At 71.4% G+C, this 24,394-nt stretch carries 19 protein-coding genes and 1 tRNA gene; 8 read left to right on the plus strand and 12 right to left on the minus strand.

Annotated features, from left to right (window positions below):
- The first annotated feature begins 198 nt into the window (after window positions 1-198).
- Entirely contained in the window at window positions 199-1,677 is a 1,479-nt protein-coding gene (locus tag ACT3CF_RS11380; RefSeq protein WP_478422842.1) for a lipopolysaccharide biosynthesis protein, read from the plus strand.
- Window positions 1,678-1,696: 19 nt separating this feature from the next.
- Here the strand turns inward: ACT3CF_RS11380 and ACT3CF_RS11385 are convergent, their stop codons facing one another.
- Window positions 1,697-2,125: a CBS domain-containing protein gene (locus tag ACT3CF_RS11385; protein ID WP_478422844.1), complete on the minus strand. Its 429-nt coding sequence runs from the start codon at window positions 2,123-2,125 to the stop codon at window positions 1,697-1,699.
- 76 nt (window positions 2,126-2,201) lie between these two features.
- On the opposite strand from ACT3CF_RS11385, the gene ACT3CF_RS11390 reads away from it, so the two are divergent.
- A complete protein-coding gene (locus ACT3CF_RS11390) occupies window positions 2,202-2,504 on the plus strand; it encodes a hypothetical protein (RefSeq protein WP_478422846.1) in 303 nt (100 codons plus the stop codon).
- A 45-nt stretch (window positions 2,505-2,549) separates the two neighbouring features.
- Here ACT3CF_RS11390 and ACT3CF_RS11395 read toward each other — a convergent pair whose 3' ends face one another.
- The 6 genes from ACT3CF_RS11395 to hisS all read right to left on the minus strand — a co-directional run bounded on the left by ACT3CF_RS11395 (window position 2,550) and on the right by hisS (window position 9,950).
- Window positions 2,550-4,220, minus strand: a complete 1,671-nt coding sequence (locus tag ACT3CF_RS11395; protein ID WP_478422847.1) for a DUF4139 domain-containing protein — start codon at window positions 4,218-4,220, stop codon at window positions 2,550-2,552.
- Between the two features lie 10 nt (window positions 4,221-4,230).
- Window positions 4,231-5,712 (minus strand): DUF4139 domain-containing protein, encoded by a 1,482-nt coding sequence (locus tag ACT3CF_RS11400; RefSeq protein ID WP_478422849.1) that lies wholly within the window; start codon window positions 5,710-5,712, stop codon window positions 4,231-4,233.
- 105 nt (window positions 5,713-5,817) lie between these two features.
- The gene (locus ACT3CF_RS11405; protein ID WP_478422851.1) at window positions 5,818-6,534 is read right to left on the minus strand and encodes a DUF4167 domain-containing protein; all 717 of its coding nucleotides are present in this window, start codon (window positions 6,532-6,534) and stop codon (window positions 5,818-5,820) included.
- Between the two features lie 263 nt (window positions 6,535-6,797).
- Window positions 6,798-7,631 (minus strand): peptide chain release factor N(5)-glutamine methyltransferase, encoded by an 834-nt coding sequence (gene prmC / locus ACT3CF_RS11410; protein WP_478422853.1) that lies wholly within the window; start codon window positions 7,629-7,631, stop codon window positions 6,798-6,800.
- Window positions 7,624-8,697: a peptide chain release factor 1 gene (prfA, locus tag ACT3CF_RS11415; protein WP_478422855.1), complete on the minus strand. Its 1,074-nt coding sequence runs from the start codon at window positions 8,695-8,697 to the stop codon at window positions 7,624-7,626. The genes prmC and prfA overlap by 8 nt, the downstream gene beginning before the upstream one ends.
- On the minus strand, window positions 8,694-9,950 hold the full coding sequence (hisS, locus tag ACT3CF_RS11420; protein WP_478422856.1) for a histidine--tRNA ligase: 1,257 nt from the start codon (window positions 9,948-9,950) through the stop codon (window positions 8,694-8,696). Before hisS ends, prfA begins: the two co-directional genes overlap by 4 nt.
- 224 nt (window positions 9,951-10,174) lie before the next feature.
- Here hisS and ACT3CF_RS11425 point away from each other — a divergent pair, with 224 nt between their 5' ends.
- The 3 genes from ACT3CF_RS11425 to ACT3CF_RS11435 are packed head-to-tail and all read left to right on the plus strand — an operon-like array spanning window position 10,175 to window position 16,161.
- Window positions 10,175-11,446: an efflux RND transporter periplasmic adaptor subunit gene (locus ACT3CF_RS11425; protein ID WP_478422858.1), complete on the plus strand. Its 1,272-nt coding sequence runs from the start codon at window positions 10,175-10,177 to the stop codon at window positions 11,444-11,446.
- A 6-nt stretch (window positions 11,447-11,452) separates the two neighbouring features.
- Window positions 11,453-14,641: an efflux RND transporter permease subunit gene (locus ACT3CF_RS11430; RefSeq protein WP_478422860.1), complete on the plus strand. Its 3,189-nt coding sequence runs from the start codon at window positions 11,453-11,455 to the stop codon at window positions 14,639-14,641.
- Window positions 14,638-16,161: an efflux transporter outer membrane subunit gene (locus tag ACT3CF_RS11435; RefSeq protein WP_478422862.1), complete on the plus strand. Its 1,524-nt coding sequence runs from the start codon at window positions 14,638-14,640 to the stop codon at window positions 16,159-16,161. Before ACT3CF_RS11430 ends, ACT3CF_RS11435 begins: the two co-directional genes overlap by 4 nt.
- 28 nt (window positions 16,162-16,189) lie before the next feature.
- Here ACT3CF_RS11435 and ACT3CF_RS11440 read toward each other — a convergent pair whose 3' ends face one another.
- The 4 genes from ACT3CF_RS11440 to ACT3CF_RS11455 form a co-directional block, all read right to left on the minus strand.
- Window positions 16,190-16,819, minus strand: a complete 630-nt coding sequence (locus tag ACT3CF_RS11440; RefSeq protein ID WP_478422864.1) for a 2-dehydro-3-deoxy-6-phosphogalactonate aldolase — start codon at window positions 16,817-16,819, stop codon at window positions 16,190-16,192.
- Window positions 16,816-17,697 (minus strand): 2-dehydro-3-deoxygalactonokinase, encoded by an 882-nt coding sequence (locus ACT3CF_RS11445; protein ID WP_478422865.1) that lies wholly within the window; start codon window positions 17,695-17,697, stop codon window positions 16,816-16,818. Before ACT3CF_RS11445 ends, ACT3CF_RS11440 begins: the two co-directional genes overlap by 4 nt.
- Before the next feature lie 10 nt (window positions 17,698-17,707).
- On the minus strand, window positions 17,708-19,309 hold the full coding sequence (locus ACT3CF_RS11450) for a sodium:solute symporter family transporter (protein ID WP_478422867.1): 1,602 nt from the start codon (window positions 19,307-19,309) through the stop codon (window positions 17,708-17,710).
- Window positions 19,310-19,532: 223 nt separating this feature from the next.
- The gene (locus ACT3CF_RS11455) at window positions 19,533-20,303 is read right to left on the minus strand and encodes an alpha/beta hydrolase (protein ID WP_478422868.1); all 771 of its coding nucleotides are present in this window, start codon (window positions 20,301-20,303) and stop codon (window positions 19,533-19,535) included.
- 307 nt (window positions 20,304-20,610) lie between these two features.
- Between ACT3CF_RS11455 and ACT3CF_RS11460 the strand changes: the two genes are divergently transcribed.
- Window positions 20,611-20,684 (plus strand) — tRNA-Gly (locus ACT3CF_RS11460).
- A gap of 23 nt (window positions 20,685-20,707) precedes the next feature.
- A complete protein-coding gene (gene hemW / locus ACT3CF_RS11465; protein ID WP_478422870.1) occupies window positions 20,708-21,862 on the plus strand; it encodes a radical SAM family heme chaperone HemW in 1,155 nt (384 codons plus the stop codon).
- A gap of 396 nt (window positions 21,863-22,258) precedes the next feature.
- Here hemW and ACT3CF_RS11470 read toward each other — a convergent pair whose 3' ends face one another.
- Window positions 22,259-23,476 (minus strand): penicillin-binding protein activator, encoded by a 1,218-nt coding sequence (locus tag ACT3CF_RS11470; RefSeq protein ID WP_478422872.1) that lies wholly within the window; start codon window positions 23,474-23,476, stop codon window positions 22,259-22,261.
- 11 nt (window positions 23,477-23,487) lie between these two features.
- Between ACT3CF_RS11470 and rsmI the strand changes: the two genes are divergently transcribed.
- On the plus strand, window positions 23,488-24,390 hold the full coding sequence (gene rsmI / locus ACT3CF_RS11475) for a 16S rRNA (cytidine(1402)-2'-O)-methyltransferase (RefSeq protein WP_478422874.1): 903 nt from the start codon (window positions 23,488-23,490) through the stop codon (window positions 24,388-24,390).
- The last annotated feature ends 4 nt before the right edge of the window (window positions 24,391-24,394 follow it).

The following is a 24,394-nucleotide window of genomic DNA, read 5'->3' on the forward strand; positions in this document are numbered from 1 at the left end:
ACCCATGCGCCTGATTTTCGGTGACCGCCGCGCCGTTCAGTGAAGAGCACCGCGTCGGTGGAGCGGCATATATGGGCCACCTCCAAACCCGTCAACACGCTTTTTCACTTTTGTTGCGGTTTTGCGTGTCGACGGTGACGCAGTCGCGGATTTCTGCGGTTTACGCGGCATAAACCCCGGACGGTCCATGGCGCCCTGGTGACCGAATCAACCGCGCCCGCACCGAATCAGCCCGTCGAATCGCTGCGTTCGCAGGTCCGCAACGCCGTGATCTGGCGTTCGGGTACCCAGATTCTGGGCCAGACGCTCACCTGGGCGTCGACCTTTTTCGTCATCCGCCTGCTCAACCCCGCCGATTACGGCCTGTTCGCGATGACGCAGGTCGTGCTGGTGCTGCTCAACATGCTCAACGGCTATGGCCTGGCGAGCGCGCTGATCCAGCGCGACGACGCCGGGCCGCACGCGCAGCGCCAGCTGTTCGGGATGCTGCTGCTGCTCAACGGCACGCTGGGGGCGATCCAGTTCTTCGGCGCGCCGCTCGCCGCCGCCTATTATCACCAGCCGATGGTCGCCGACCTGCTGCGCGTCCAGGCGCTGCTCTATCTGACGACGCCGTTCATCGCGCTGCCCTATGCGATGCTCGCGCGCAGCATGGACTTTCGCAAGCAGGCGCAGGTCAACTTCATCGCCGGGCTGGCCGGCGCGATCACCGCGCTCGGCGGCGCGCTCGCCGGGCTCGAGGTGTGGACGCTGGTCGCCGCGCCGATCGCGCTGTTCGCCACGCGCGCGATCGGGATGACGATCGCCGCGCGCACGCTGGTCTGGCCGAGCTTCGACTTTCGCGGCGCGGGCGACATCGCGCGCTATGGCGCGGTGATGGCGCTCGGCCAGGTCTTCTGGTTCGTCGAGAGCCAGGCCGACGTGTTCATCGCCGGCCGCCATTTCACGCCGCACGTGCTGGGCATCTATACGACCAGCCTGTTCCTGACGCAGATCCTGGTTTCGAAGTTCGTCCCCGCGCTCAACGAGGTCGCCTTTTCGGCCTATGCGCGGCTGCGCGACGACCGCGCCGCGCTGGGCCAGGCGTTCCTCCAGTCGGTGCGGCTCATCATGATCGTCGCGCTCCCCTGCTATTTCGGGCTCGCGGCCACCGCCGAGCCGCTGGTCGCGGTGGTGCTCGGCCCCAAATGGGCCGAGGCGGCGCCGGTGGTCCATGCGCTCGCGCTGGCGATGCCGTTCATGACGCTGCAGGTGCTCTATGCCCCGGCAAGCGACGCATCGGGGCGCCCGGGGATCAGCGCACAGAACGGCGCGACGGGCGCGCTGCTGCTGGGCATCGCCTTCCTCGTCGGCGTGCGCTGGGGGCTCGATGGGCTGATCGCCGCCTGGTACGTCGCCTATCCCCCCTATGTCGCGCTCTCGACGTGGCGGACGCTGCCCGTGCTGGGCGTGCGGGCACGCGCGCTGGCGGCGGCGATCGCCCCGTCGCTGATCGGCGCGGCGGCGATGGCGCTCGCGGTGGGCGCGGCCGACCATCTGTTCGCGATCGCCGCGCCGCTGCCGCGGCTGCTGATGCTCGTCGCGGTCGGCGTCGCGAGTTATGCCGGATGGATGCTCGTCTTTGCCCGTCGGACGGTGCGCGACATGATCGCGCTCGTCCGCGACCGCAGGAACTGATCCGCCCGCGACCGGGCGCTCACGCCGCCTGGATATAGGCGCGCATCGCCTCCGCCTCGGCCTCGATCCGCTCGATGCGGAACTTGACCAGATCGCCGATCGACACAAAGCCGATGCACGTCTCGCCCTCCACCACCGGCAGGTGGCGGATGCGGCGGCGCGTCATCAGCGCGAGTGCGCCGAGCACGCTCTCGTCGGGCGTCACCGTGATCGCGGGCGCGGTCATCACCTCCGCCACGGTGCGGTCGAGCGCCGCCGCACCGTCGCGTTCGAGCACATGCACCACGTCGCGTTCGGAAAAGACCCCCAGCACGCGATGGTCCTCCACCACCGGCACCGCGCCGATCCGCCGCGCGGTCAGCAAGGTCACCGCCTGCTGCACGCTGCGGTCGCCGCTGATCGAAATGACCTGATTGCCCTTGGTCGCCAGGATTGCCGCGATCGTCATCGCCCTCTCCTTCCTAATCGGCTCTTATCGGCCTGAGGCGGTTGCTTATCGCACGGATCGGCCCCAACTGAAAGCAATGGCCGAACCGACGCACGCGCTCGACGATCCTGCCTATGCCGCCCAGGCATGGCGCCGTTTTCGCCGCATCCTGGGATGGATGGCGGTGATCTCGCTGGTGACCGCGCTGATCAGCGAGGCGGCGCTCTACTGGGCGATGGGCGAACTGCAGCTCGTCACCGCGATCGCCACCTTTCTGGGCGTATTCCTGACGATGATGACCGCCGCCGGGCTGATGGGGCTGATGTTCCTCAGTTCGGGCAGCGGCCATGACGCGCGCGTCGAGGATCCGCTGCGCGACGCGGTCGAGATCGACGACTGACCGCCCGGCGCCGCCGGTCGCGCGGCACCCGCCGCCCGCGCGCGCTCAGTCGCGCGTGACCAGCCGATAATCGAGCCGCGCGACGCCGTTCGCGGGCACGGTGACGCGCCACAATGCCGCGCCGTCCTTGCTGCCGAGCCTGGTCGACGGACCTTCGATTCGCTCACCCGCGCCGGTGCGCAGCCTGGCCTCGAACGTGACCGGGCGCGCGGCGGCGTTGCGTACCGTCAGCCGGTGGCGCGCCACCGCGCCGTCGCGCGTCCGCGCCGCCGTGTCGTCGTCCAGCCGGATCGCGCCGCCGCCGCCGATCACGATATCGGCAGTCTCGCCGTCGGCCTTGTCGGCCATCCCGCCTTCGCCGAGCAACAGCCGCGTCCCGGCCGCGGGCGAGAACACCGCGACTCGCCCGCCCGGCAAGGGCAGGCCCAGCCCGTCCTCACGCCGGTTGCGCAGCCGCACGACCTGGCGGATCGGCGCGGCGTCGGGCGCGCCCGCAGGCGCGTCGAGCGTATAGAGCAGCGCGACCTTCACCGCCGGCTTGCGCACCATCGCCACCTGCTTCTGCGCCTGCGCCGCCACCGTCGTCGGCACCGGCATGCGATAATATTGCAGGTCGCCCAGCACCTCGCGCTGCACCTCCACGGCGCGGACGCGCGACCCGGAAACGACGATGCTTTCCGGCGCGGCCATCGCCATCGGCGCGGGCGGCGCGGGCGGCGCCGGCGGTGCCGGGGGATCAGGCGGCGGCCGGTAAAAGCAGCGAAAGGTCAGCGGCGCCTCGCGGTCGCGCGAATAGGGCGCCGAATCCTCGCGGTTCACCTTGCCCGCGATCACGCCCATCTCGGCATCGCGAAAGCTGGTCGGATCGCTGCTCGCCAGTGTCACCCACGCGACCAGTTCGGCCTTTTGCCCAAGGGCGTCGAGGTCGACGACATAATCGGCCTGCCAGTCGAAGCCCCAGGCGAGATAGGAAAGCTGAAGCTCGGCCTCGACCGCGTCGGGCGAATCGACCGCGACCGACAGCGTCGGCTTGGCCGACAGCCCCGGCGGCACCTCGGCATAGACCGGCGTTTCGAACATCGGGCCGCAATCGACCGCCTGAAACCCCTCGCCGGTCTGGATCACCGCCGCGCCGTCGGGGCCGGAGCGGATCACCGCCGCGGTTTCGGTAACGGCGCCGGTGCGCGGGTCGGTGCGCCGGATCGTCACCGGGCGCCCGAGCATCCGGGCATAGAGCGTGCGCGGCGAGAGCAGGTCGGCGTCGAGATTCTTCTCGCGCGCCGCCGCGGGCAGCCCGCGCACGATCGCGCTTTCGGGCAGCATTCCGCCCGCCACGCCTTCGAAACGGATCACGTTCGCCCCCGCGCCCAGCCGGACGCGCCGCGTCTCGGTGATGAGCGCATAGCCGCGACGGACCTGCCAATCGTTCATGGCGCGCGGCATCGGCGAATCGGCGCCGCGTTGGGGATCGCGATAGATCGTCACCGCCACGCGATCGGGCGCGGGCGACACCGTCACCCGAGGCGCCACGGGGGGCGTCGCTGTCGGCGTAGCCGCGGGTGTCGCCGCGGGTGTCGCCGCGGGCACATCCGGCACGCGACCCGGCACCGGCGCCGGATCGCGTTGCTGCGCCGCCAGCGCCGCGGCGCCGCCGCCCGGCCCGAGCAGCAAGGCCGCACCCGCGCACAGGCGCGCACGAAGCAGGACGCGCGTCACGCCGCCCCCGTCAGTAACGCGTGTCGAAATCGACGCTCAGCACCGTCGCGCCGTTGGCGGGGACGGTGACGCGCCACACGCGCTCGTCGGCGTTGCGCTGCGTGCCCGGCACCGTCTCGCGCGGGACGCGCGTGTCGCCCCAGCCGCGATCGAGCCCGGCCTGCACCACCTCCACCGTCACCGGCGTCGGCCGGGCGTTGGTCAGCCGATATTCCATCGACGTTCGCCAATAGGTCACAGCACTTTCGACCGTGGTGGTGCGCTGATCGCCGTTGGCGGTCGTGACGCGATAGCGCAACGAGCGTTCCCATTCGCCGCTGTCGATCTTGCTGCGGCGCGTAACCACCGGCTGCACCTTGACGTCGAATGCCTCGCCGGTGCGGATCGCCAGATCGGACCCCATCGGGGTGTGCGGAATCGCGTTCTCGCCGATGAACTGCGCCTGGCCGCGCGCGTCGCGCATATAGACGCGCACCGTCCCGGCGGGCAGCGCATCGCCCAGCCCGCCGTCGCGCGATGCCGAGAAATGCAGCACGGTGTCGACGCTCGCCGCCTCGTCCAGCCCGCGCTGCCACGGATTGTAGAAGGAATAGGCCTTTTCGCCGCGCGCGCCGTGGACGTCGAGGAAACTCACCTGCTTCTGCTGCTTGTCCGCGATCGTCGTGCGCCCGGCGATCGGATAGACATAATAGTCGCCGAGCTGCTCGCGCGCCGCGGTCTCGGTGCCGGGGCGGTTGCCCGAGGGGCGCCGCGACTGCCAGGCCCGACCGCCGTCGTCGTCCGATTCCCCCACCGTGCCCGCGACGAGCAGCGTGCGCGCGTTGCGGAAGGTGGTGCCGCTGCGGTTGGTGAGCGTCACCCATCCCTGGGCGTCGATCGTCCGCTTCGCCTCGTCGAACAGCACGACATAATCGGCCTTCCAGCCGAAACCGCGCGACAGATAGCTGAGCGTCGCCGGCCGGGCGCCCGCCGCATCGGCGTCGAGCGTGATCGACAGCGTCGGTCGCGCACGCAGATTGGGCGGCAGCCTGGGGAACACGACGCGGCCGGGCACCCCCCGGTCGCCGCCCAGCACCTCGATCCGGTCGCCGACGCGCAGCACCGTGCCGCCATTGTTGGCGAGCACCTCGGCGCTCTCGCGCGTTTCGGCGCCGGTGGCGGGGTTGGTGCGCACCAGCGTCACCGTCTGCCCCACCGCCTTGTCCATCAGCTTGTCGGGCGACAGCAGGTCATAGTCGAAATTCTGTTCGACGATCGCCGCGCCCGTGATCGCGAGCGTGACCGTCTCGGCGCGGATCGCGGCGGAGACGTCGGCGAATTCCTGGCGCGAGATCCCGCGCGGCAGGCTCAGCTCGCGCCGGTCCTGCACCAGCGCGAGGTCGTTGTTATAGATGGTGACGGCAACGTCGCCCTGCGCGCTGCCCGCCTCGGGCGCCTGCTGGGCATGGGCACTCAGCGGCACCGCGGCCGCAAGCAACAGGCTCCAACGCAAAACATCCTCCCCCGGGCTGGTCCGGGGAAGGATGTTAGCGACTTGCGGGGCGGGCGCCAGCCCCGGCGTTGCCGGCGGCGCTCGCTTGGTCCCGAAACGGGCGGATCAGCCCGCGGGCTGCGCCTCGGCGTCGTCGGCCTTGATCGTGCGGCGGCGGCGCGGCTTGCGCGGGGCCTCTTCGCCCTCGGCCGTCGTGCCCGTGTCGGCGCCCAGCGCGGGCGGCAGCACGGCGACGTCGATGCCGGGGGCCGTACCCTCGTCGGCGCCCGCCTCGTCGCGGCGCGGACGTGCGGTGCGGCGGCGCGGCGCGCGCTCCTTGCGCTCGGCCGATTCGGCCGCGTCGTCGGCCGCTTCGCCCTCGTCCGTCCCGGTCTCGGCCGGGGCATGGCCGTTGGCCTGTGCCGCGGCATGGCCGTTGCGCCGGTCCTCGCGCGGCTCGCGCGCTTCACGGGGTTCGCGCGGCTCGCGTTCGCGGCGCGGACGCGGCTCGGGCTGCACCTCGGCGGCCTCGCCCTCGAACTCGAAATCCTCGTCCTCGGCCTCGTCGCGCTGGCGGCGCTGGTTCTGTTCCTCGAACCGGGCGCGGCTTTCGTTCAGGACGCGAAAATAATGGTCGGCGAACTGGAGATAATATTCGGTGTTGACCCGATCGCCCTGCATCTGGGCGTCACGCGCCAGATTCTTGTACTTTTCGAGCAACTGGGCGGCATTGCCGCGGGCGCGATTGTCGATGCGGTTGCCGTTGCCCTGGTTGGAGCTGCCCCCACCCTGGCGCTGCTGGCCACCACGGCCGCGACGGCGGCCGGCCTGACGATTGTTCATCAAGGTCTGGTTGTCCTGTTCGTTTCTTTAAGCCGTCCGTCGATCCACCACAGGTCCCGGATGCATGTTACAAATGCGGCGGATCGCCCGTTGCTGGCGCTCCCGCCTGCCACGGCCACCGGACTACAGCGGCTCACATGACCATGGAGTGGGCCTCAGCCCCTGTTTTCAACGACTTGGTTGAAAGTGCCTTGCCCCGGCGCCGTTCTTAGCCGGTGGCGCACCAATCTCCAAGCGGAAATATGGGGCGCCGCACCCCCGATTCAAGCCGATGTCAGGTGCACGGCGCGCGGCCGTGCCCCCAGATCCTTATAGACGGTCGGGACGAGTTGCTGTTCCCTCGCCAGCGCACAAACCGCATCGGCCTGCGTCCAGCCGATCTCGATCACCGCGCAGCCGCCGGGCGCGATCAGCGCGGGGAGCGCGGGCAGGATGCGGCGATAGTCGTCGAGCCCGTCGGCCCCGGCGAACAGCGCCGATGCGGGCTCGTGCGCGCGGACATCGGCGCCGATCGGCTCGTCGACGGCGATATAGGGCGGGTTGGCGAGCACCAGGTCGAACCGCCCGGCGACGCCCGCCGCCCAGTCGCCCTCGGCAAAGGCCGCGCGCGCCGCCATCCCCAGCCGCGCGGCATTGGCGCGGGCATAATCGAGCGCGACGGGCGAACGGTCGATCCCCAGCCCGCTCGCCCCCGGCCATTCGGCGAGCGCGGCGAGCAGCAGCGTCCCCGGGCCGGTGCCCAGGTCGAGGATGCGGCGCGGCCCGGCTGCCCCGAAATGGGTCACCGCCACCTCGATCAGAGTCTCGCTGTCGGCGCGCGGCACCAGCGCGCCCGGGCCGACGCCCAGCTCGATCGTCCAGAAGGCGCGCGTGCCCGTGATGTACGCCACCGGCTCCAGCGCGGCGCGGCGCTCGACCAGTGCGGCAAAGCCCGGCGGCACCCGATCGTCGAGCCGCGCGAGCAGCAGCGCCTCGCGCGTGCAGCCCATCGCGTGCGCCATCAGCAATTCGGCATCGAGCCGCGGCGTGTCGCTCGTCGTCGCCAGCCGCGCCGCCGCGGCGGTGATCGCCGCGCGCGCGGTGGCGGGCTCAGCCATCGAGCTGCGCGAGCCGCTCGGCCTCGTCCTGCGCGATCAGCGCGCCGATCAGCTCGTCCATCTCGCCCTCCAGGATCTCGGGCAGGCGGTGGAGCGTCAGGTTGATGCGGTGGTCGGTCACGCGTCCCTGCGGGAAATTATAGGTGCGGATGCGCTCCGAACGGTCGCCCGATCCCACCATCGACTTGCGCGCGCCCGCGCGCTCGGACGCCAGCCGCTCGCGCTCGGCCTCGTACAGCCGGGTGCGCAGCACCTTCAGCGCCTTGGCCTTGTTCTTGTGCTGCGACTTCTCGTCCTGCTGGATCACCACCATGCCCGTCGGCAGGTGGGTGATCCGCACCGCGCTGTCGGTGGTGTTGACCGACTGGCCGCCCGGCCCCGACGATCGATAGACGTCGATGCGCAGGTCCTTGTCGTCGATCTTCACATCGACATCCTCGGCCTCGGGCAGCACCGCCACCGTCGCGGCAGAGGTGTGGATGCGCCCGCCCGCCTCGGTCACCGGCACGCGCTGGACGCGGTGGACGCCGCTTTCGAACTTCAGCTTGGCGAACACGCCCGCGCCCGTCACCGACGCGACGACTTCCTTGTATCCGCCCGCCTCGGACGGGCTCGCCGAAATCAGCTCGGTGCGCCAGCCCATGCGGTCGGCATAGCGCTGGTACATGCGGAACAGGTCGCCGGCGAACAGCGCGGCCTCGTCGCCGCCGGTGCCCGCGCGGATTTCCAGCATCGCGGCGCGTTCGTCGGCCGCGTCCCTGGGGAGCAGCGCCAGCGCCAGCCTGCGTTCGGCGGCGACCAGCGCGCCCTCGTTGGCGTGAAGCTCCTCCACCGCCATCGCGCGCAGCTCGTCATCGGCGTCCTGCGTCATCCGCGCGAGCGATTCGCCCTCGGCACGCAGCCGCCGCACCTCGCCCGCCGCCGCGGCGACGGGCTCGATCTCGGCATATTCCTTCGACACCTGGACGAAACGGTCGCCGCCAAGGTCGCCGGTCGCCATCAGCGCCTGCAACTCGTCGCGCCGCGCCTCGATCGCCGCGATGCGGTCCGCGGGGATGCGCGTCATGCGGCGGCGCCGCCCCCGCCCCAGGCGATCCCCGCCAGCGCCGCCTCGATCGCGCCCGCATCGGCGTCGACCAGCTTGAGCCGGGTGGTCGTCGCGCCGTCCTGGTGCCCCAGCGACAGCAGCGCGCGCGGATTGGCCTTCACCGCCTTGTCGAACCGCTTGCGCGGCGATCCGGTCGCCAGCAGTTCGGCGACGAGCCCGGCGCGGCGCAGCGCGGCGACCGCGGCGACGCCGTCGGCGCCCGCGCGATCGTCCTCGACGACGACATAGACCTCGATGCGGGGCGCCTCGGGCTCGGCGATCAGCATCGCCAGCCGCTCGACCCCGGCCGCCCAGCCCACGCCCGCCGTCTCGGGACCGCCCAGCGAGCCGATCAGCCCGTCATAGCGGCCGCCGGCCAGCACCGTGCCCTGCGCGCCCAGCCGGTCGGTCACGAACTCGAACGCGGTGTGGCGGTAATAATCGAGCCCGCGCACCAGCCGGGCGTTGCGCGTCCACGCGACGCCCGCCGCGTCGAGCCCGTCGGTCACCGCCTTGAAGAAGGCGGCGGCCTCGTCGGTCAGGTACGCGTCGATGTCGGGGGCGCTGTCGGCGATCGGCCGGTCGCGCGGATCCTTCGAATCGAGGATGCGCAGGGGGTTCTTTTCCAGCCGCGTCAGGCTGTCCTCGGACAGCGCGTCCTTGTGCGCCTCGAAATGCGCGACCAGCGCCGCGCGCCACGCCTCGCGCGTCGCGGCGTCGCCCAGCGTGTTGAGCTGGAGCGTCACGCCCTCGGCAATGCCCAGTTCCTTGAGGAGCTGGTCGGCGAGCACGAGCAGCTCGACATCGGCGGCGGGTTCGGGCGCGCCCAGGATCTCGGCGTCGATCTGGTGGAACTGGCGATAGCGGCCCTTTTGCGGGCGCTCGTAGCGGAACACCGGGCCGGAGGTCGCGAGCTTCAGCGGCGCATATTGCTGCCACCCCTCGGTGATGAACGCGCGCGCGATCCCCGCGGTGAATTCGGGGCGCAGCGTGATCGAATCGCCGCCGCGATCCTCGAAGCTGTACATCTCTTTCGAGACGACGTCCGAGGTCTCGCCCATCGAGCGGGCGAACACGCCCGTCGCCTCGAAGATCGGCAGGTCGACGCGCTGGAAGCAATAAAGGCTGCGGACCCGGTCGAACGTCGCCAGCACGCGCGCGAAGCGCCGCTGATCCTCGCCGAAAATGTCCTGCGTGCCGCGGATGCGGTTGGGGGTTTCGATACGTGCCATGGAGCGGCGCTATTTAGGGGGTCGCGCGGCGTTGCGCCACTGGCGTTTTCACCGCGGCGACGCGCGCGGGCGTCCCGCCGCCGCCGCTGCGGCTTTTCGCGATCGTTTCTGCTACATTTCGGTACATTTATGCATTGGAAGTGTCGCGGAGGCGCTTCTATGGAGCAAGCTCCCTCATGAAAACGCGCGCCGGCCCATGGCTGCGCCTTCGGCGGAATCGAGAATTGGCAACCACGCATCGTCCCCATCGTGCTCCGGCCCGTCGTGCTCCGGCGCTGATCGGCCTCCTGTCCGCAGTCTCGCTGCTGGCGTCGTGCGGCGCCGGCGGCGGCGATGCCGCGCAAAAGGGCGGCGGACGCGGCGGGCCGAAGGGGCCGGTCAAGGTGGGCTTCGTCGTCGTCCAGCCGACCGCCGTGCCGCTCACCACCGAATTGTCGGGCCGCGTCACCGCGCTCCAGACGTCGGAGGTGCGGCCGCAGGTCGCCGGGCTGGTGCGCAAGCGCTTCTTCACCGAAGGCGCGATCGTCCAGCAGGGGCAGACGCTCTATCAGATCGACCCCAGCCTCTATGAGGCCCAGGTCGCGCAGGCGAGCGCCAACCTGCAAAGCGCGCGCGCCAATCTCGAGGCGGCGCGGACCAAGGCCGAACGCTATCGCCCGCTCGCCGCGGCGCAGGCGGTGTCGCAACAGGAATATACCGACGCCACCGCCGCCGCGCGCCAGGCGCAGGCCGCCGTCGCCCAGGCGACCGCCGCGCTGCGCACCGCCCAGATCAACCTGCGCTTCACGCGCGTGCCCGCGCCGATCACCGGCCGCATCGGCCGCTCGCTCGTCACCGAAGGCGCGCTCGTCACCACCAACCAGGCCGATCCGATGGCGGTGATCCAGCGGCTCGACCCCGTCTATGTCGACATCCAGCAGTCGAGCGCCGAGATGCTGGCGCTGCGCAAGGCGATGGCGCAGGGCGGCATCGCCCCCGCCAGCGCCGCGGTGCGGCTGCGGCTCGAGGACGGCAGCGACTATCCGATTCCGGGCACGGTCGAGTTTTCGGAAGTGATGGTCAACGCCAACACCGGCACCGTCACGCTGCGCGCGCGCTTCGCCAATCCCGAAGGGCTGCTGCTCCCCGGCATGTTCGTCCGCGCGATCTTTGCCCAGGCGATCGAGAAGCAGGCGTTCCTCGTCCCCCAGCAGGGCGTGACGCGCGATCCCAAGGGCAATGCCACCATCTATGTCGTCGGGCCGGGCGGCCGCGCGGTCGCGCGCACCGTCGTCGCGCCGCGGACGCAGGGCGCCTATTGGGTCGTGACGCAGGGGCTCGCCCCCGGCGACCGCGTGATCGTCCAGGGCCTCGCCAATGTGAAGCCCGATACCGAAATCAACGCGGTGCCCGCCAACACCCCCGAAAAGATCGTGCCGCCCGCGCGCGGCGCCGGGGGAGCGGGCGGCGCGGGCGGGGCCGGCGGCGCTGCCGGCGCGCGGGCCAAGGGGAACTGATCCCCCATGTCGCGCATCTTCATCGATCGTCCGATCTTCGCCTGGGTCATCGCGATCATCGTGATGCTGGCCGGCATCGGCGCCATCTTCGCGCTGCCGATCGCGCAATATCCCGATATCGCGCCGCCGCAGGTCAATGTCCGCGCCAGCTATCCGGGCGCGTCGGCCGAAACGGTGCAGAACAGCGTCACCCAGGTGATCGAGCAACAGCTCACCGGGCTCGACGGGCTGCTCTATTTCAACTCGTCCTCGACCTCGCGCGGGCAGGTGACGATCACCGCCACCTTCCGCAAGGGCACCGATCCCGACATCGCGCAGGTGCAGGTGCAGAACAAGGTGCAGCAGGCGCTGTCGCGGCTGCCCCAGCAGGTGCAGCAACAGGGGCTCACCGTCACCAAGTCGAACCCCGACTTCCTGATGCTCGTCGGCGTCTATGACGAAACCGACACGCGCACCAACATGGACGTGTCGGACTGGCTGTCGTCGAACCTTCAGGACACGCTCGCGCGCATTCCCGGCGTCGGCGACACCAACGTGTTCGGCGCGCCCTATGCGATGCGCATCTGGCTCAACCCCGACCGGCTGGCCAGCTATTCGCTGATGCCCAGCGACGTGATCGCCGCGATCCAGAACCAGAATACCGAAGTCGCCGCGGGCGAGCTGGGCGGCCAGCCCCAGCCCAAGGAACAGATGCTCAACGCCACCGTCACCGCCCAGTCGCGGCTCCAGACGCCCGAGCAGTTCCGCGCGATCATCCTCAAGACCGAAAGCAGCGGCGCGACGGTGCGGCTGAGCGACGTCGCCCGCGTCGAGCTGGGCGCCGAAAGCTATGCCTCGTCGAGCCGGGTCAACGGCCATCCGGGCGCGGGCCTCGCCATCTCGCTCGCGCCGGGGGCCGACGCGCTCACCACCGCCGATCTGGTCAAGCGCGCGGTCGCCGACGCGTCCAAGACCTTCCCGGCGGGTTTCAAATACGCCTATGCCAACGATTCGACCGGCTTCATCAAGCTGTCGATCGAGGAAGTGGTCAAGACGCTGGTCGAGGCGATCGTCCTCGTCGTCATCGTCATGTTCGTGTTCCTGCAAAGCTGGCGCGCGACGCTGATCCCCACGATCGCGGTGCCCGTCGTGCTGCTCGGCACGCTCGCGGTCTTCTATGCGCTCGGTTTCTCGATCAACACGCTGACGCTGTTCGGCATGGTGCTGGCGATCGGCCTGCTCGTCGACGACGCGATCGTCGTCGTCGAGAATGTCGAGCGGCTGATGGAGGAAAATCCCGACCTCACCCCGCGCGAGGCGACGATCCGGTCGATGGACCAGATCCAGGTCGCGCTCGTCGCGATCGCGCTGGTGCTGTCGGCGGTGTTCCTGCCGATGGCGTTCTTCGGCGGGTCGACCGGCGTGATCTATCGCCAGTTCTCGGTGACGATCGTGTCGGCGATGGTGCTGTCGGTGCTCGTCGCGCTGATCCTCAGCCCGGCGCTCACCGCGACGCTGCTCAAGCAGAAGCGCCAGGGCGACGGCGGCTGGCTGCCGCGCCGCCTGCCGCGCGTCGCCGCCGCGATCGACCGCGCGCGCGACGGGTTCAACACGCGGTTCGAGGCGATGACCGAACGCTATGCCGGGTCGGTCACGCGCGTCGTCGGGCGCAAATGGCTGTTCCTGCTGATCTTCGCGGGCACCTGCGCGCTGCTCGTGCTCATGTTCGTGCGGCTGCCCACCGGCTTCCTCCCCACCGAGGACCAGGGCGTCGCGTCGATCGACTTCCGCCTGCCCGCCGGCGCGACGCAGGGCCGCACGCAGGAGGTCCAGCTCGCGATCGAGAAATATTTCCGCGAGAAGGAAGGCCACAACATCGGCACGATGTTCACCGTCGCGGGCGGCGGCGGCGGCGGGCCGAGCGGCCAGAATACCGGTCGCGGCTTCCTCAACCTGTCCGACTGGTCGCAGCGGCCCGGCCGCCAGAACAGCGCCGATGCGATCACCCAGCGCGCCTCGGGTGCGTTCCGCGGCTTCCGCGACGCCCAGGTGTTCGCGCTCGTGCCGCCGGCGATCCGCGGCCTCGGCCAGTCGACCGGCTTCACGATGGAGTTCCAGAACGCCAGCGGCATGTCGCGCGAGGATTTCGCCGCGGCGCGCGACCGGCTGCTCCAGCTCGCGATGCGCGATCCCAAGCTGACCGCGGTGCGCCTGTCCGACCTGCCCGACGTCGCGACGCTCAAGGTCGATATCGACCAGGCGAAGCTCTCGGCGCTGGGGCTCAGCCAGACCGACGTCAACACGACGCTCGCGACCGCCTGGGGCGGCCGTTACGTCAACGATTTCATCGACCGCGGCCGCGTCAAGCGCGTCTATGTCCAGGGCGACGCCCCCTATCGCGCCGCGCCCGACAATCTCGACGAATGGTTCGTCCGCACGCGCTCGGGCGAAATGGCGCCCTTCTCGGCCTTTGCGAGCACGAGCTGGACGACCGCACCGACGACGATGTCGCGTTTCCAGGGCATCCCCGCGTTCGAGATCCAGGGTCAGGCCGCGCCGGGCGTCAGCTCGGGCGAGGCGATGAAGCGGATGGAGGAGCTCGCCGCACAGATTCCGGGCACCAGCGTCGCCTGGGCCGGGCTTTCCTATCAGGAACGCCTGTCGTCGGGTCAGGCGCCGATCCTCTATGCGATCTCGCTGCTCGTCGTGTTCCTGTGCCTCGCCGCGCTCTATGAAAGCTGGACGATCCCGGTCGCCGTGCTGCTCGTCATTCCGCTCGGCCTGGTCGGCGCGGTGTTCGCGGTGACGCTGCGCGGGCTCCAGAACGACGTCTATCTCCAGATCGGCCTGCTCACGACGATGGGCCTCGCCGCCAAGAACGCGATCCTGATGATCGAGTTTGCCGAGGCGGCCGAGAAGCAGGGCAAGCGCGTGATCGACGCCGCGGTCGAGGCGGCGCGGATCCGCCTGCGCCCGATCCTGATGACCAGCCTTGCCTTCATCTTCGGCGTGCTGCCGCTCGCGCTCTCGACGGGTGCCGGCGCCAACAGCCGCATCGCGATCGGCACGGCGGTGATCGGCGGGATGCTCACCGCGACGATCCTCGCCATCTTCTACATCCCGCTGTTCTTCGTGCTCGTCCGCCGCGGCGTGCGCGACGGACTGAAGGCGCTGCGCAGCCGGCGTCGCAACCCCAATCCGGAGGCTTCGGCATGAAGCGGCTGACGCTGCTCCTCGCGGGCGCCGCCGCGCTCGCCGGCTGTTCGATGGAACCGCGCGACGTGCGCCCGGCCGCCCCGGTTCCCCCCGCCTGGCCCACGGGCGACGCCTATCCCGCGCCCGACGATGCGGCGCTGCCCAGCGTCGGCTACCGCGACATCTTCACCGATTCGCGGCTCCAGGCACTGATCGAGCAGGCGCTCGTCAACAATCGCGACCTGCGCGTCGCCGCGGCGAACATCCGCATCGCGCGCGAGCAATATGTCGTCCAGCGCGCGGGACGGCTGCCGACGATCAACCTCGGCGGCAGCGTGACCGAATCGCGCGGCAGCACCGGCGGATCGTCGAGCGGCGGCGCGGGCACCGGCGGGACGGGCGGCACCGGCGGCACCACCGGCGGCGGTTCGGGCGGGGCAAGCGAACGCACCACGCTGTCGACCCAGCTCGGCCTGACCAGCTTCGAAATCGACCTGTTCGGCCGCGTCGCCTCGCTCACCCGCGCGGCGCAGGACCAGTATTTCGCGTCGCAGGCAGGCGCGCGCGCCACGCGGCTGACGCTGATCGGCGAACTGGCCAACGCCTGGCTCACCTATGCCGCCGATGCCAGCCTGCTCGCGATTGCCGAGGACACGGCGCGCAATGCCGAGGCGAGCGTGCGGCTCACGCGCGTCCGGCTCGAAGGCGGCATCGCGCCGCGCACCGATCTGCGCCAGGCCGAACAGGTGCTCGAACAGGCGCGCGCCAGCATCGCCGCCCAGCGCACCGCGCTCGCGCAGGACGTCAACGCGCTCCAGCTTCTCGTCGGCGCGCCGGTCGAGGCGCGGCTGCTCCCCGGCTCGATCGACGAGGCCGCCGCGACGGTGAAGCCGCTTCCCGCCGGCGTCGATTCGGGCGTGCTGCTGCGCCGTCCCGACGTCGTCCAGGCCGAATATCAGCTCCGTGCCGCCAATGCCCAGATCGGCGCGGCGCGCGCCGCGCTGTTCCCGCGCATCTCGCTCACCGGGCTGCTCGGCTTCACCAGCGACGCGCTGCGCACGCTGTTCGACGACGGCCGCTTCACCTGGCAGGCGGGCGCGAACGCCAGCTATCCGATCTTCAACGGCGGCGCGGGCCGCGCCAATGTCCGGCTGAGCGAGGCGCAGCGCGAGGCCGCGCTCGCCCGGTACGAAGGCACGATCCAGACGGCGTTCCGCGAGGTGGCCGACGCGCTCGCCCGCCGCGGCACCATCGCCGAACAGCGCCGCGCCGTCGCCGCCCAGGCCGAGGCCGCCGCCGATACCTATCAGCTCGCCGAGGCACGCTATCGCGGCGGGATCGACAGCTTCCTGTCGAGCCTCGACGCCCAGCGGTCGCTGTTCACCGCGCGGCGCACGCTCGTCGCGACGCAGCTCACCGAGGCGAGCAACCTCGTCGCGCTCTATCGGACGCTGGGGGGCGATTCGCGCCTCGATCCGACCGATCGCGGCCCGGTGCCGGTCGGCGGCGCGGCGCTCCCCGGCGATCCCGCCGCGCGCTGACGCCCGCCGGGATCGCGAAGGCCGGGGATCAGGCGGCGAGTGCGGCGACGAACGCCCGTGCGCGCCCGCCGACCTCGGCCGCGTCGATGCCGGGCTGGTAGAGCGCCGATCCCAGGCCGAAACCCGCCGCGCCCGCCGCGCGCCACGGCGCCATCCCCTCGGGCGTGATCCCGCCGACGGGCAGCACGCGCGTGCCCTTGGGCAGCACCGCGCGCATCGCCTTCAGCACCGCCGGGCTCGCGCCCTCGGCCGGGAACAGCTTGAGCGCGGTCGCGCCCGCGTCGAGCGCGGCAAAGGCCTCGGTCGGCGTCGCGATGCCGGGCAGCGAGACCATCCCCGCCGCCGCCGTCGCCGCGATCACGCCGGGATTGGCGTTGGGCGAGATCACCATCGTCCCGCCCGCCGCACGCACCGCCGCGACATCGGCCTCGCGCAGCACGGTGCCCGCGCCGATCTGCGCCCGCCCGGCCATTGCCCCGGCCAGCCGCGCGATGCTCGTCAGCGGCTCGGGCGAATTGAGCGGCACCTCGATCAGCGTGAACCCCGCGTCCACCAGCGCCTCGCCCACGCCGACCACCGCGTCGGGCGTCACCCCGCGCAGGATCGCGACCAGCGGGCACGCGGCAAAGGCAGCGTCAAAGGCGGCAACATGGCTCATTGAATCTCGCTCCCGATGGCAAGGATGCCCGCGACGAACGCCGCATGGCTGTCGATCAGCCGGGCCACGCGACCATGGCCCTCGACCGCCACCGAATAAAGGCCGCCCAGCATCGGATCGGCCAGGATGTACACCATCGGGTGCGAATGTTCGGCCAGCCGCGCCGCGACGTCGCTGCCGATCAGCACGCCGCTCGCGAACGCCGCCGCCTCGGCATCGTCGCGGCGTCCCAGCATCTTGGCGGCGCGGATGCCGAACAGCGACGCCGCCAGGTCGCGCCGCCGCCCTTCCTCCAGCCCCGCACGGAACGCCGGGCCGATCGTCACCTCGCCGCCAAGCTGCGCGGCGAGCAGCCCGTGCTCGCGGATCAGCGCGAACAGCTCGCCCGTCATCGCGGTGGTAAAGCCGGCGACGCGGCCGTCGGCCATCTCGGCCCATTTGCAGTGCGTGCCCGGCTGCGCGAGCAGCGCGTCGGGCGGCGCCATCCCCGCGGCGACGGCGCCCAGCAACTGGACCTCCTCGCCGCGCATCACGTCCGGGCGCCCGTCGCGTTCGGTCGACAGCCCCGGCACGATCGCGGTGCGCGCGTCGATCCAGCTCAGCGCCGCGGCCAGCTCGGCGACGCCGGCGGGCGCGGGCACATAGGGCGCCGTCCGCCAGCCGATATTCGATCCGACCATGCCCGCCAGCAGCATCGGCAGGTCGCCGTGGCGCGCGCGGATCGCGGCGGCCTCGTCGGCAAAGCCGCCGGGGCCGACCGCGGTCACCCCCTTCGGATCGCGTTCGGTGTGCACCACCGCCCCGTCCTCGATCACGAAGACGCGGCGATTGGTGGTGCCCCAGTCGACCGCCAGGAAGCGCGCGCCGAGCGCGGTCACGCGCCCCGCCTCACCACCAGGTCGCGTACAGCGCGATCAGCACCAGGATCACGCCGATGCCGGCGACGTTGAAGGTGGTGGGCGTCGCGAACGAAACGCCTTCCATCCGCACGCGGTTGGCATCGCCGCGGCCGCGCACCAGCAGCGACACGACCACCGCCAGCGCCAGGCTGATCAGGAACACCAGCCCCATGCGGTCCATGAACGGGATCGTCGGCATGCCCACCTTGAACAGATAGGACAGCACCACCGACGCCACCGCCGCGACGATCGCGCCGGCCTCGCTCGCGCGCTTCCAGAACAGGCCCAGCAGGAAGATCACCGTGATGCCCGGGGTGAAGAAGCCCGAGAATTCCTGGATGAACTGGAACGCCTGGTCCGACTTGCCGATCAGCGGGCGCGCCGCGAACAGCGCGATCACGATCGCCGCCGCCGCCACGAGCCGGCCGACGAGCACCAGGTGCTTTTCCTGCCCCGCGCCCGCTTCGCCCGCGTCCTTGTCGCCCATGCGCATCCCGCGCGCCTTGGCATAGAGGTCGAGCGTGAAGATCGTCGCGATCGAATTGATCTTCGACGCGGTCGACGCGATGATCGCGGCGATCAGCGCGGCGAACACCAGCCCCAGCAGCCCCGGCGGCAGCAGCTTCAGCATCGTCGGATAGGCTTCGTCGGGCTTGGCGAGGTTGGGCGCCAGCAGCACCGCGGCGATGCCGGGCAGCACGATGATGACGGGCATCAAAAGCTTCAGATAGGCCGCGAACACCACGCCCTTCTGCGCCTCGCCCAGGTTCTTGGCCGCCAGCGCGCGCTGGATGATGTACTGGTTGAAGCCCCAATAGCTCAGATTGGCGATCCACATGCCGCCGACCAGCACCGAAATGCCCGGCAGGTCCTTGTAGAAGGGGTTGTCGGGCGAAAGGATCATGTCGAAATGGCCCGGCACCTGGTGCGTCAGCGCGGTGAAGCCCGCGATCACGCCCTGATGGCCGCCGATCTGGTCGAGCGTCAGGTACGAAACGACCAGCCCGCCCATCACCAGCAGCGTCACCTGCACGATGTCGGTCAGCGCGACCGCCTTCAGCCCGCCGTAAAGCTGATAAAGCAGCGCAAACAGGCCCAGCGCGATCAGCGCCGCGTCCTGGTTGATCCCGGCCACCTTGTTCACCGCGATCGAACCCAGCCAGATGATCGAGGTCAGGTTGACGAAGACATAGAGCGCAAGCCAGAACACCGCCATGATCACCGGCAGCACGCGCCCATAGCGCTGCTCCAGGAACTGCGGCATCGTATAGATCTCGTTCTTCAGGAAGATCGGCAGGAAGAACTTGCCGACGATCAGCAGCGTCAGCGCCGCCATCCATTCGTACGAGGCGATCGCCAGACCGATCGCATAGCCCGATCCGGCCATGCCGACGATCTGTTCGGCGGAAATATTGGCCGCGATCAGCGACGCGCCGATCGCCCACCAGGGCAGCGCCTTCGACGCCAGGAAATAATCCGACGTGTTCTTGGCATGGCCCGCGCGTTCGCGGCTAACCCATTGGGCAAGCCCGAAAATACCGATGGCATAGATTATGACAACGGTGACATCAATCGTCGAGAGACTGGTCACAATTTCCTCCCCAGGGCTTGCGCCCCGGCGCGCCCGGAGCGACCGCGCTCGTGAACCATGGCGCGGTGGGAACGCGGTTTATCGCAACTGACGCGCTTGTCCAGCACCGGGCGGCGCGCAGCGCGACGTCGCCGTGCCGCTGCGGCATCGGCGGCCGGCGTCGCTGCGGCATCGGCAACCGGCATCGCGGCCGATCGCTGCGGGCGCGGGCCTGCGCGCGCGGTCAGCGGACGGTCGGCGGCGGTTGCCGCCCTGCGTCCGGGGTCATGCCGCGCGTCGGCGCGTCGGGCGATGCCCCCCGGCGGGGCGGCGGCTCGCCCAGCCGTGCGACCAGCGCGTGCAGCATCCGTTCGCCCTCGCGCCACGCCGCGCTCACGCGCGCGCCCGCGCTTTCGGCCAGCGCAGTCTCGTCGCCGATCGCCTCGAGGAAGCGTCCGCCCCATCCCGATGCCAGCGCGCGCAGCCGCGCGTTGATCGCCCGCCCGCGCCGCGCGCCCTGCGCGACGAGCGAGGGAAAGGGGAGCAGCGTGCGCGGCCCCGCGGCAAAGCGCCGCGCCGCGTCGGGCAGCCCGGCATCGTCGCCCGCGACCGGGTCGAGCATCAGCCCCGCCGCCACCGGCGCGACATAGGCGGCGGGCGACAGCCGCGCCCACCAGGCCAGCGCCAGGCACCCGATGCCGTGCGCGGCGATCACCACCGGCCCCTCCGCGCCGGCCACCGCCGCATCGAGCCGCGCCGCCCACAAATTGGCGCGGCCGGGGCGAAGGTCGAGCAGGATCGGCGGCGACTCGGCGCCCGCCTGCCGCCACAGCGTCCGCCACGCGCGCGGCACCACCGCGTCGGGCGCGCCGATCGTCAGCAGCCGCGGCAGCGCGGGCTCGGGTCGGGGCTCGGGTCGGGACTCGGGGGCGGCCGTCGCACCGGCGGCCCAGGGGGCGATTCGGCGCCCCGGCGACGCGCGATCGGTCGAAATGCCGGACGAAGAAAACGACATGGCGCATCTTCCCACCACGACCGCCCAGCGGCGGTACGAAGCGCGAGGCTATCCGAATCGCCGCCGCCGACAAGCCCCTTTGCGCCGGGCCGCGCACGCCCTGCCCACGACCTGCGCCGCGCCGCCTGCGCGCCTGCGGCACGGCACGGCACGGCACGGCACGGCACGGCACGGCACGGCACGGCACGGCAAACGCCTGCGCAGCAGATGATGCGCCGCAACCGGTTGACCCGACCCGCGATCTTGTGGCACTCGCCGATTTCGCTCGCGGCGAACGCCGCCGCCGGGCAGCCCCCGGGCCGGTCGGGCGGGTATAGCACAATGGTAGTGCAGCAGCCTTCCAAGCTGAATACACGGGTTCGATTCCCGTTACCCGCTCCAGCCCCCCTGCTTTCCCGGTGCCGATGACCGCCCCTTCCCCCGACGCGCTCGCGCTCTACGTCCATTGGCCGTTCTGCGTCTCGAAATGCCCCTATTGCGATTTCAACAGCCATGTCCGCGCCGAAATCGACGAGGCGGCGTGGCGCGCCGCGCTGCTCGCCGATCTCGCGCATGAGGCGGCTGCGCTGCCGGGGCGGCGGCTGGGGTCGATCTTCTTCGGCGGCGGCACGCCCTCGCTGATGGCGCCCGCCACGGTCGCGGCGATCATCGACGCGGCGGCGCGCCACTGGCGCTTCGCCGACGACATCGAGATCACGCTCGAGGCCAATCCCTCGTCGGTCGAGGCGGCGCGCTTCGCCGGACTCGCCGCGGCCGGGGTCAACCGCGTCTCGCTGGGGCTCCAGGCGCTCGACGATGCCGCGCTGGCGTTTCTCGGGCGCGCGCACGGCGTTGCCGAGGGGCTGGCGGCGCTCGCCACCGCCCAGACCTGTTTCGCGCGCGTCAGCTTCGACCTCATCTATGCGCGGCCGGGGCAGACGCGCGCGGCATGGGCGGCAGAGCTCGACCGCGCGCTCGGCTTCGGGACCGAGCATCTCTCGCTCTACCAGCTCACGATCGAGCCCGGCACGCGCTTCGCGACGCTCGCCGAACGCGGCGAGCTGGCGCCGTTCGATCCCGATCTCGCCGCCGAGCTGTTCGAATATACGCGCGCGCGCACTGCCGCCGCCGGGCTTCCCGCCTATGAGGTATCGAACCACGCGCGGCCCGGCGCCGAAAGCCGCCACAACCTCACCTATTGGCGCTATGGCGACTATGCCGGGGTCGGCCCCGGCGCGCATGGCCGCCGCGGCGGCGCGGCGACGCTGCGCCATCGCAAGCCCGAAAACTGGCTCGCCGCGGTCGGCCGCAACGGCCACGGCATCCAGGAAACGACGCCGCTCGCCCCCGCCGAACGCGGGATCGAGGCGGTGCTGATGGGGCTGCGTCTCGGCGAGGGGATCGACCTCGCCCGCATCGCCGCGCTCGGCAACGGCACCGCCCCGATCGACGCCGCCGCGACCGACCGCCTCGCCGCGCACGGCCTCGTCACGCACGACGGCGACCGGCTGCGCGTCACCGAAGCCGGGATGCCGGTACTCGAGGCGATCCTGCGCGAACTCGTCCTCACCGACGCCTGACCCCGCCGCCGCCCCGCACCACCGACCCGACAAACCCCAACGTCGCCCCGGGCTCGACCCGGGGCCCAGCTCCGAACGCCCCCGCCCGCGCACCACCGGCCCGACAATCCCCATCGTCGCCCCGGGCTCAACCCGGGGCCCAGCTCCGAGCGCCCGCGCCCACGCACCACCCGGCCCGACAAAACCCATCGTCGCCCCGGGCTCGACCCGGGGCCCAGCTCCGAGCGCCCGCACGCCCGCGCACCACAGACCCGACAAAACCCATCGTCGCCCCGGGCTCGACCCGGGGCCCAGCTTCTTCCCCGAAAGGGCATCCGGTCCGCGCTGACGCCTGACCGGCCGCAACGGGCAACCGGCCGCTCCCGGCAAGCCGCCCCGCAGCGCCCGCGCGGTCGCTCAGCGCCCGTCGAAGCGCGTCGGCGCGGGCGAGACCGGCACGGTGGTGCCGCCGCGGATTTCCTGCACCTCCAGCGCGCGCTCGGCCACGCCGTCGCGGCCGAAGCGGAACGCGCCGTCGAGCCCGGCAAAGCCGTCGGGATCGGTCAGCCGCCGCTCGGGGAATGCCGTCCCCGGCCGCCAGTCGAGCGCGATGCGGACGCTCAGCAGCACTGCGTCATAGCCCATCGTCGACAGCCGATAGGGCGCGGTGCCGAACCGCGCGCGATATTTGACCGCATATTGGCGGTAATAATTGTTGGGCACGCTCGCGAACCAGGCGCCGTTGAGCACCGCATGGCTGCCGATCGCCGAATCGGTGTTCCACAATTCGGTGCCGAGCAGCTTGGCCGCCTTGCCCGGCGCCGACCGGCGGATCGCGGGCACCGCCGCCACCGCGCTGCCGCCGCTCCCGGCGACGAGCACCGCCTGATAGGGCACGCGCCCGATCCGCGCCGCCGCGGTCGCCAGCGCGCCGGGCCGGCCGTCATAGGTCTCGAGCGCGAGCACCTTGCCGCCCGCATCCTCCACCGAACGCAGCAGCGCGGTCGACGCGCGCTCGCCGTAAAGCCCGCTCGGCACCAGCCCGGCAAAGCGCGTGATGCCGGTACCGCGCGCATAGTTCACCACGCGCTCGATCGACTGGCTGGGGACATAACCCAGGATATAGGTGCCGTCGCCCGCGACGCTGGCGTCGTTCGAAAAGCTCAGCACGGGGACGCGCGCCGCGCGCGCCACGGGGGCGACGTCGCGCGCCTCCTCGGCGAGCAGCGGCCCCAGGATCAGCCGGTTGCCGTCGGCGATCGCGGCCTGCGCCGCCGCCACCGCGCCGCCGGGGCCGGCGGTGTCATAGGTGGTGATGCGGATCGCATCGCTCTTGGTGTCGAGGATCGCGAGCTGCGTCGCGTTCTGGAGCGAGCGCCCCACCCCCGCATTGGCGCCGGTCAGCGGCACCAGCAGCGCGATGCGGTGCCGCTCGACATCCTGCGGCAGCCCCGGCTGGATCGGCCGCGGCGCGGGCGGCGGGGTCGCGGGGCGCGTCGCCGGCGCGGGCCGCTCGGCCTCCGGAATCACGCGCGGGCCGGAGGCACAGGCGGCCAGGAACAATGTCGCGCCCAGCGCCGCGCGCCGCAGCCACGCCTTCACACCCCGTTGCGGATTGGCTGCACCCTCTGCCATGACGTTCCCCGATGACTTCAACGCTTCCCCCCGGCCTCTACATCGTCGCCACCCCGATCGGCAATCTTGGCGACCTCACTCCGCGTGCAGCGGAAATACTGACGAACGCCGATATCGTTGCGGTCGAGGATTCGCGCGTCACCGCCGGGCTGTTCCGCCATCTGGGGGTCAAGGGGCGGATGACGCCCTATCACGACCATAATGCCGACGCGGTGCGCCCCGACCTGATCGCGCGGCTCGCGACTCAGGTGGTGGCGATCGTCTCCGACGCGGGCACGCCGCTGATCTCCGATCCGGGCTACAAGCTGGTGCGCGACGCGCGCGCGGCGGGCCATCTCGTCACGACGATTCCCGGGCCGTGCGCGGCGATCGCGGCGCTCACGCTCGCGGGGCTGCCGACCGATCGCTTCTTCTTCCTCGGCTTCCTCCCCGCCAAGGCCCAGGCGCGCGCCGCCGCGATTCGCGAGGTCGCGCCGATCCGCGCGACGCTGGTGCTCTACGAAAGCGGGCCGCGCCTCGCCGCGTGCCTTGCCGCGCTTGCCGAAGGGCTGGGCGAGGATCGCGAAGCCGCGGTCGCGCGTGAGATCACCAAGCGGTTCGAGGAATGCGTCACCGGCACGCTCGGCACGCTCGCCGAACGCTATCGCGACGCGCCGCCCAAGGGCGAGCTGGTGGTGGTCGTCGGCCCGCCGGGCGCGGCGCCTGCCGCCAGCGCCGACGATGCCGATGCGCTGCTGCGCGCGGCGCTCGTGCGGCTGCCCCCGGCCAAGGCGGCCGGAGAGGTCGCCCGCGCGACCGGCGCCGATCGCAAGGCGCTCTACGCGCGCGCGCTCGAACTGCGCCACGCCGATGAAGCGCACGCCGATCCGGAACAGGCCGATCCCGGCGATTCGCAAGACGACGCCGACGGCTGAGCCG

The organism is Sphingomonas chlorellae (assembly GCF_056485145.1).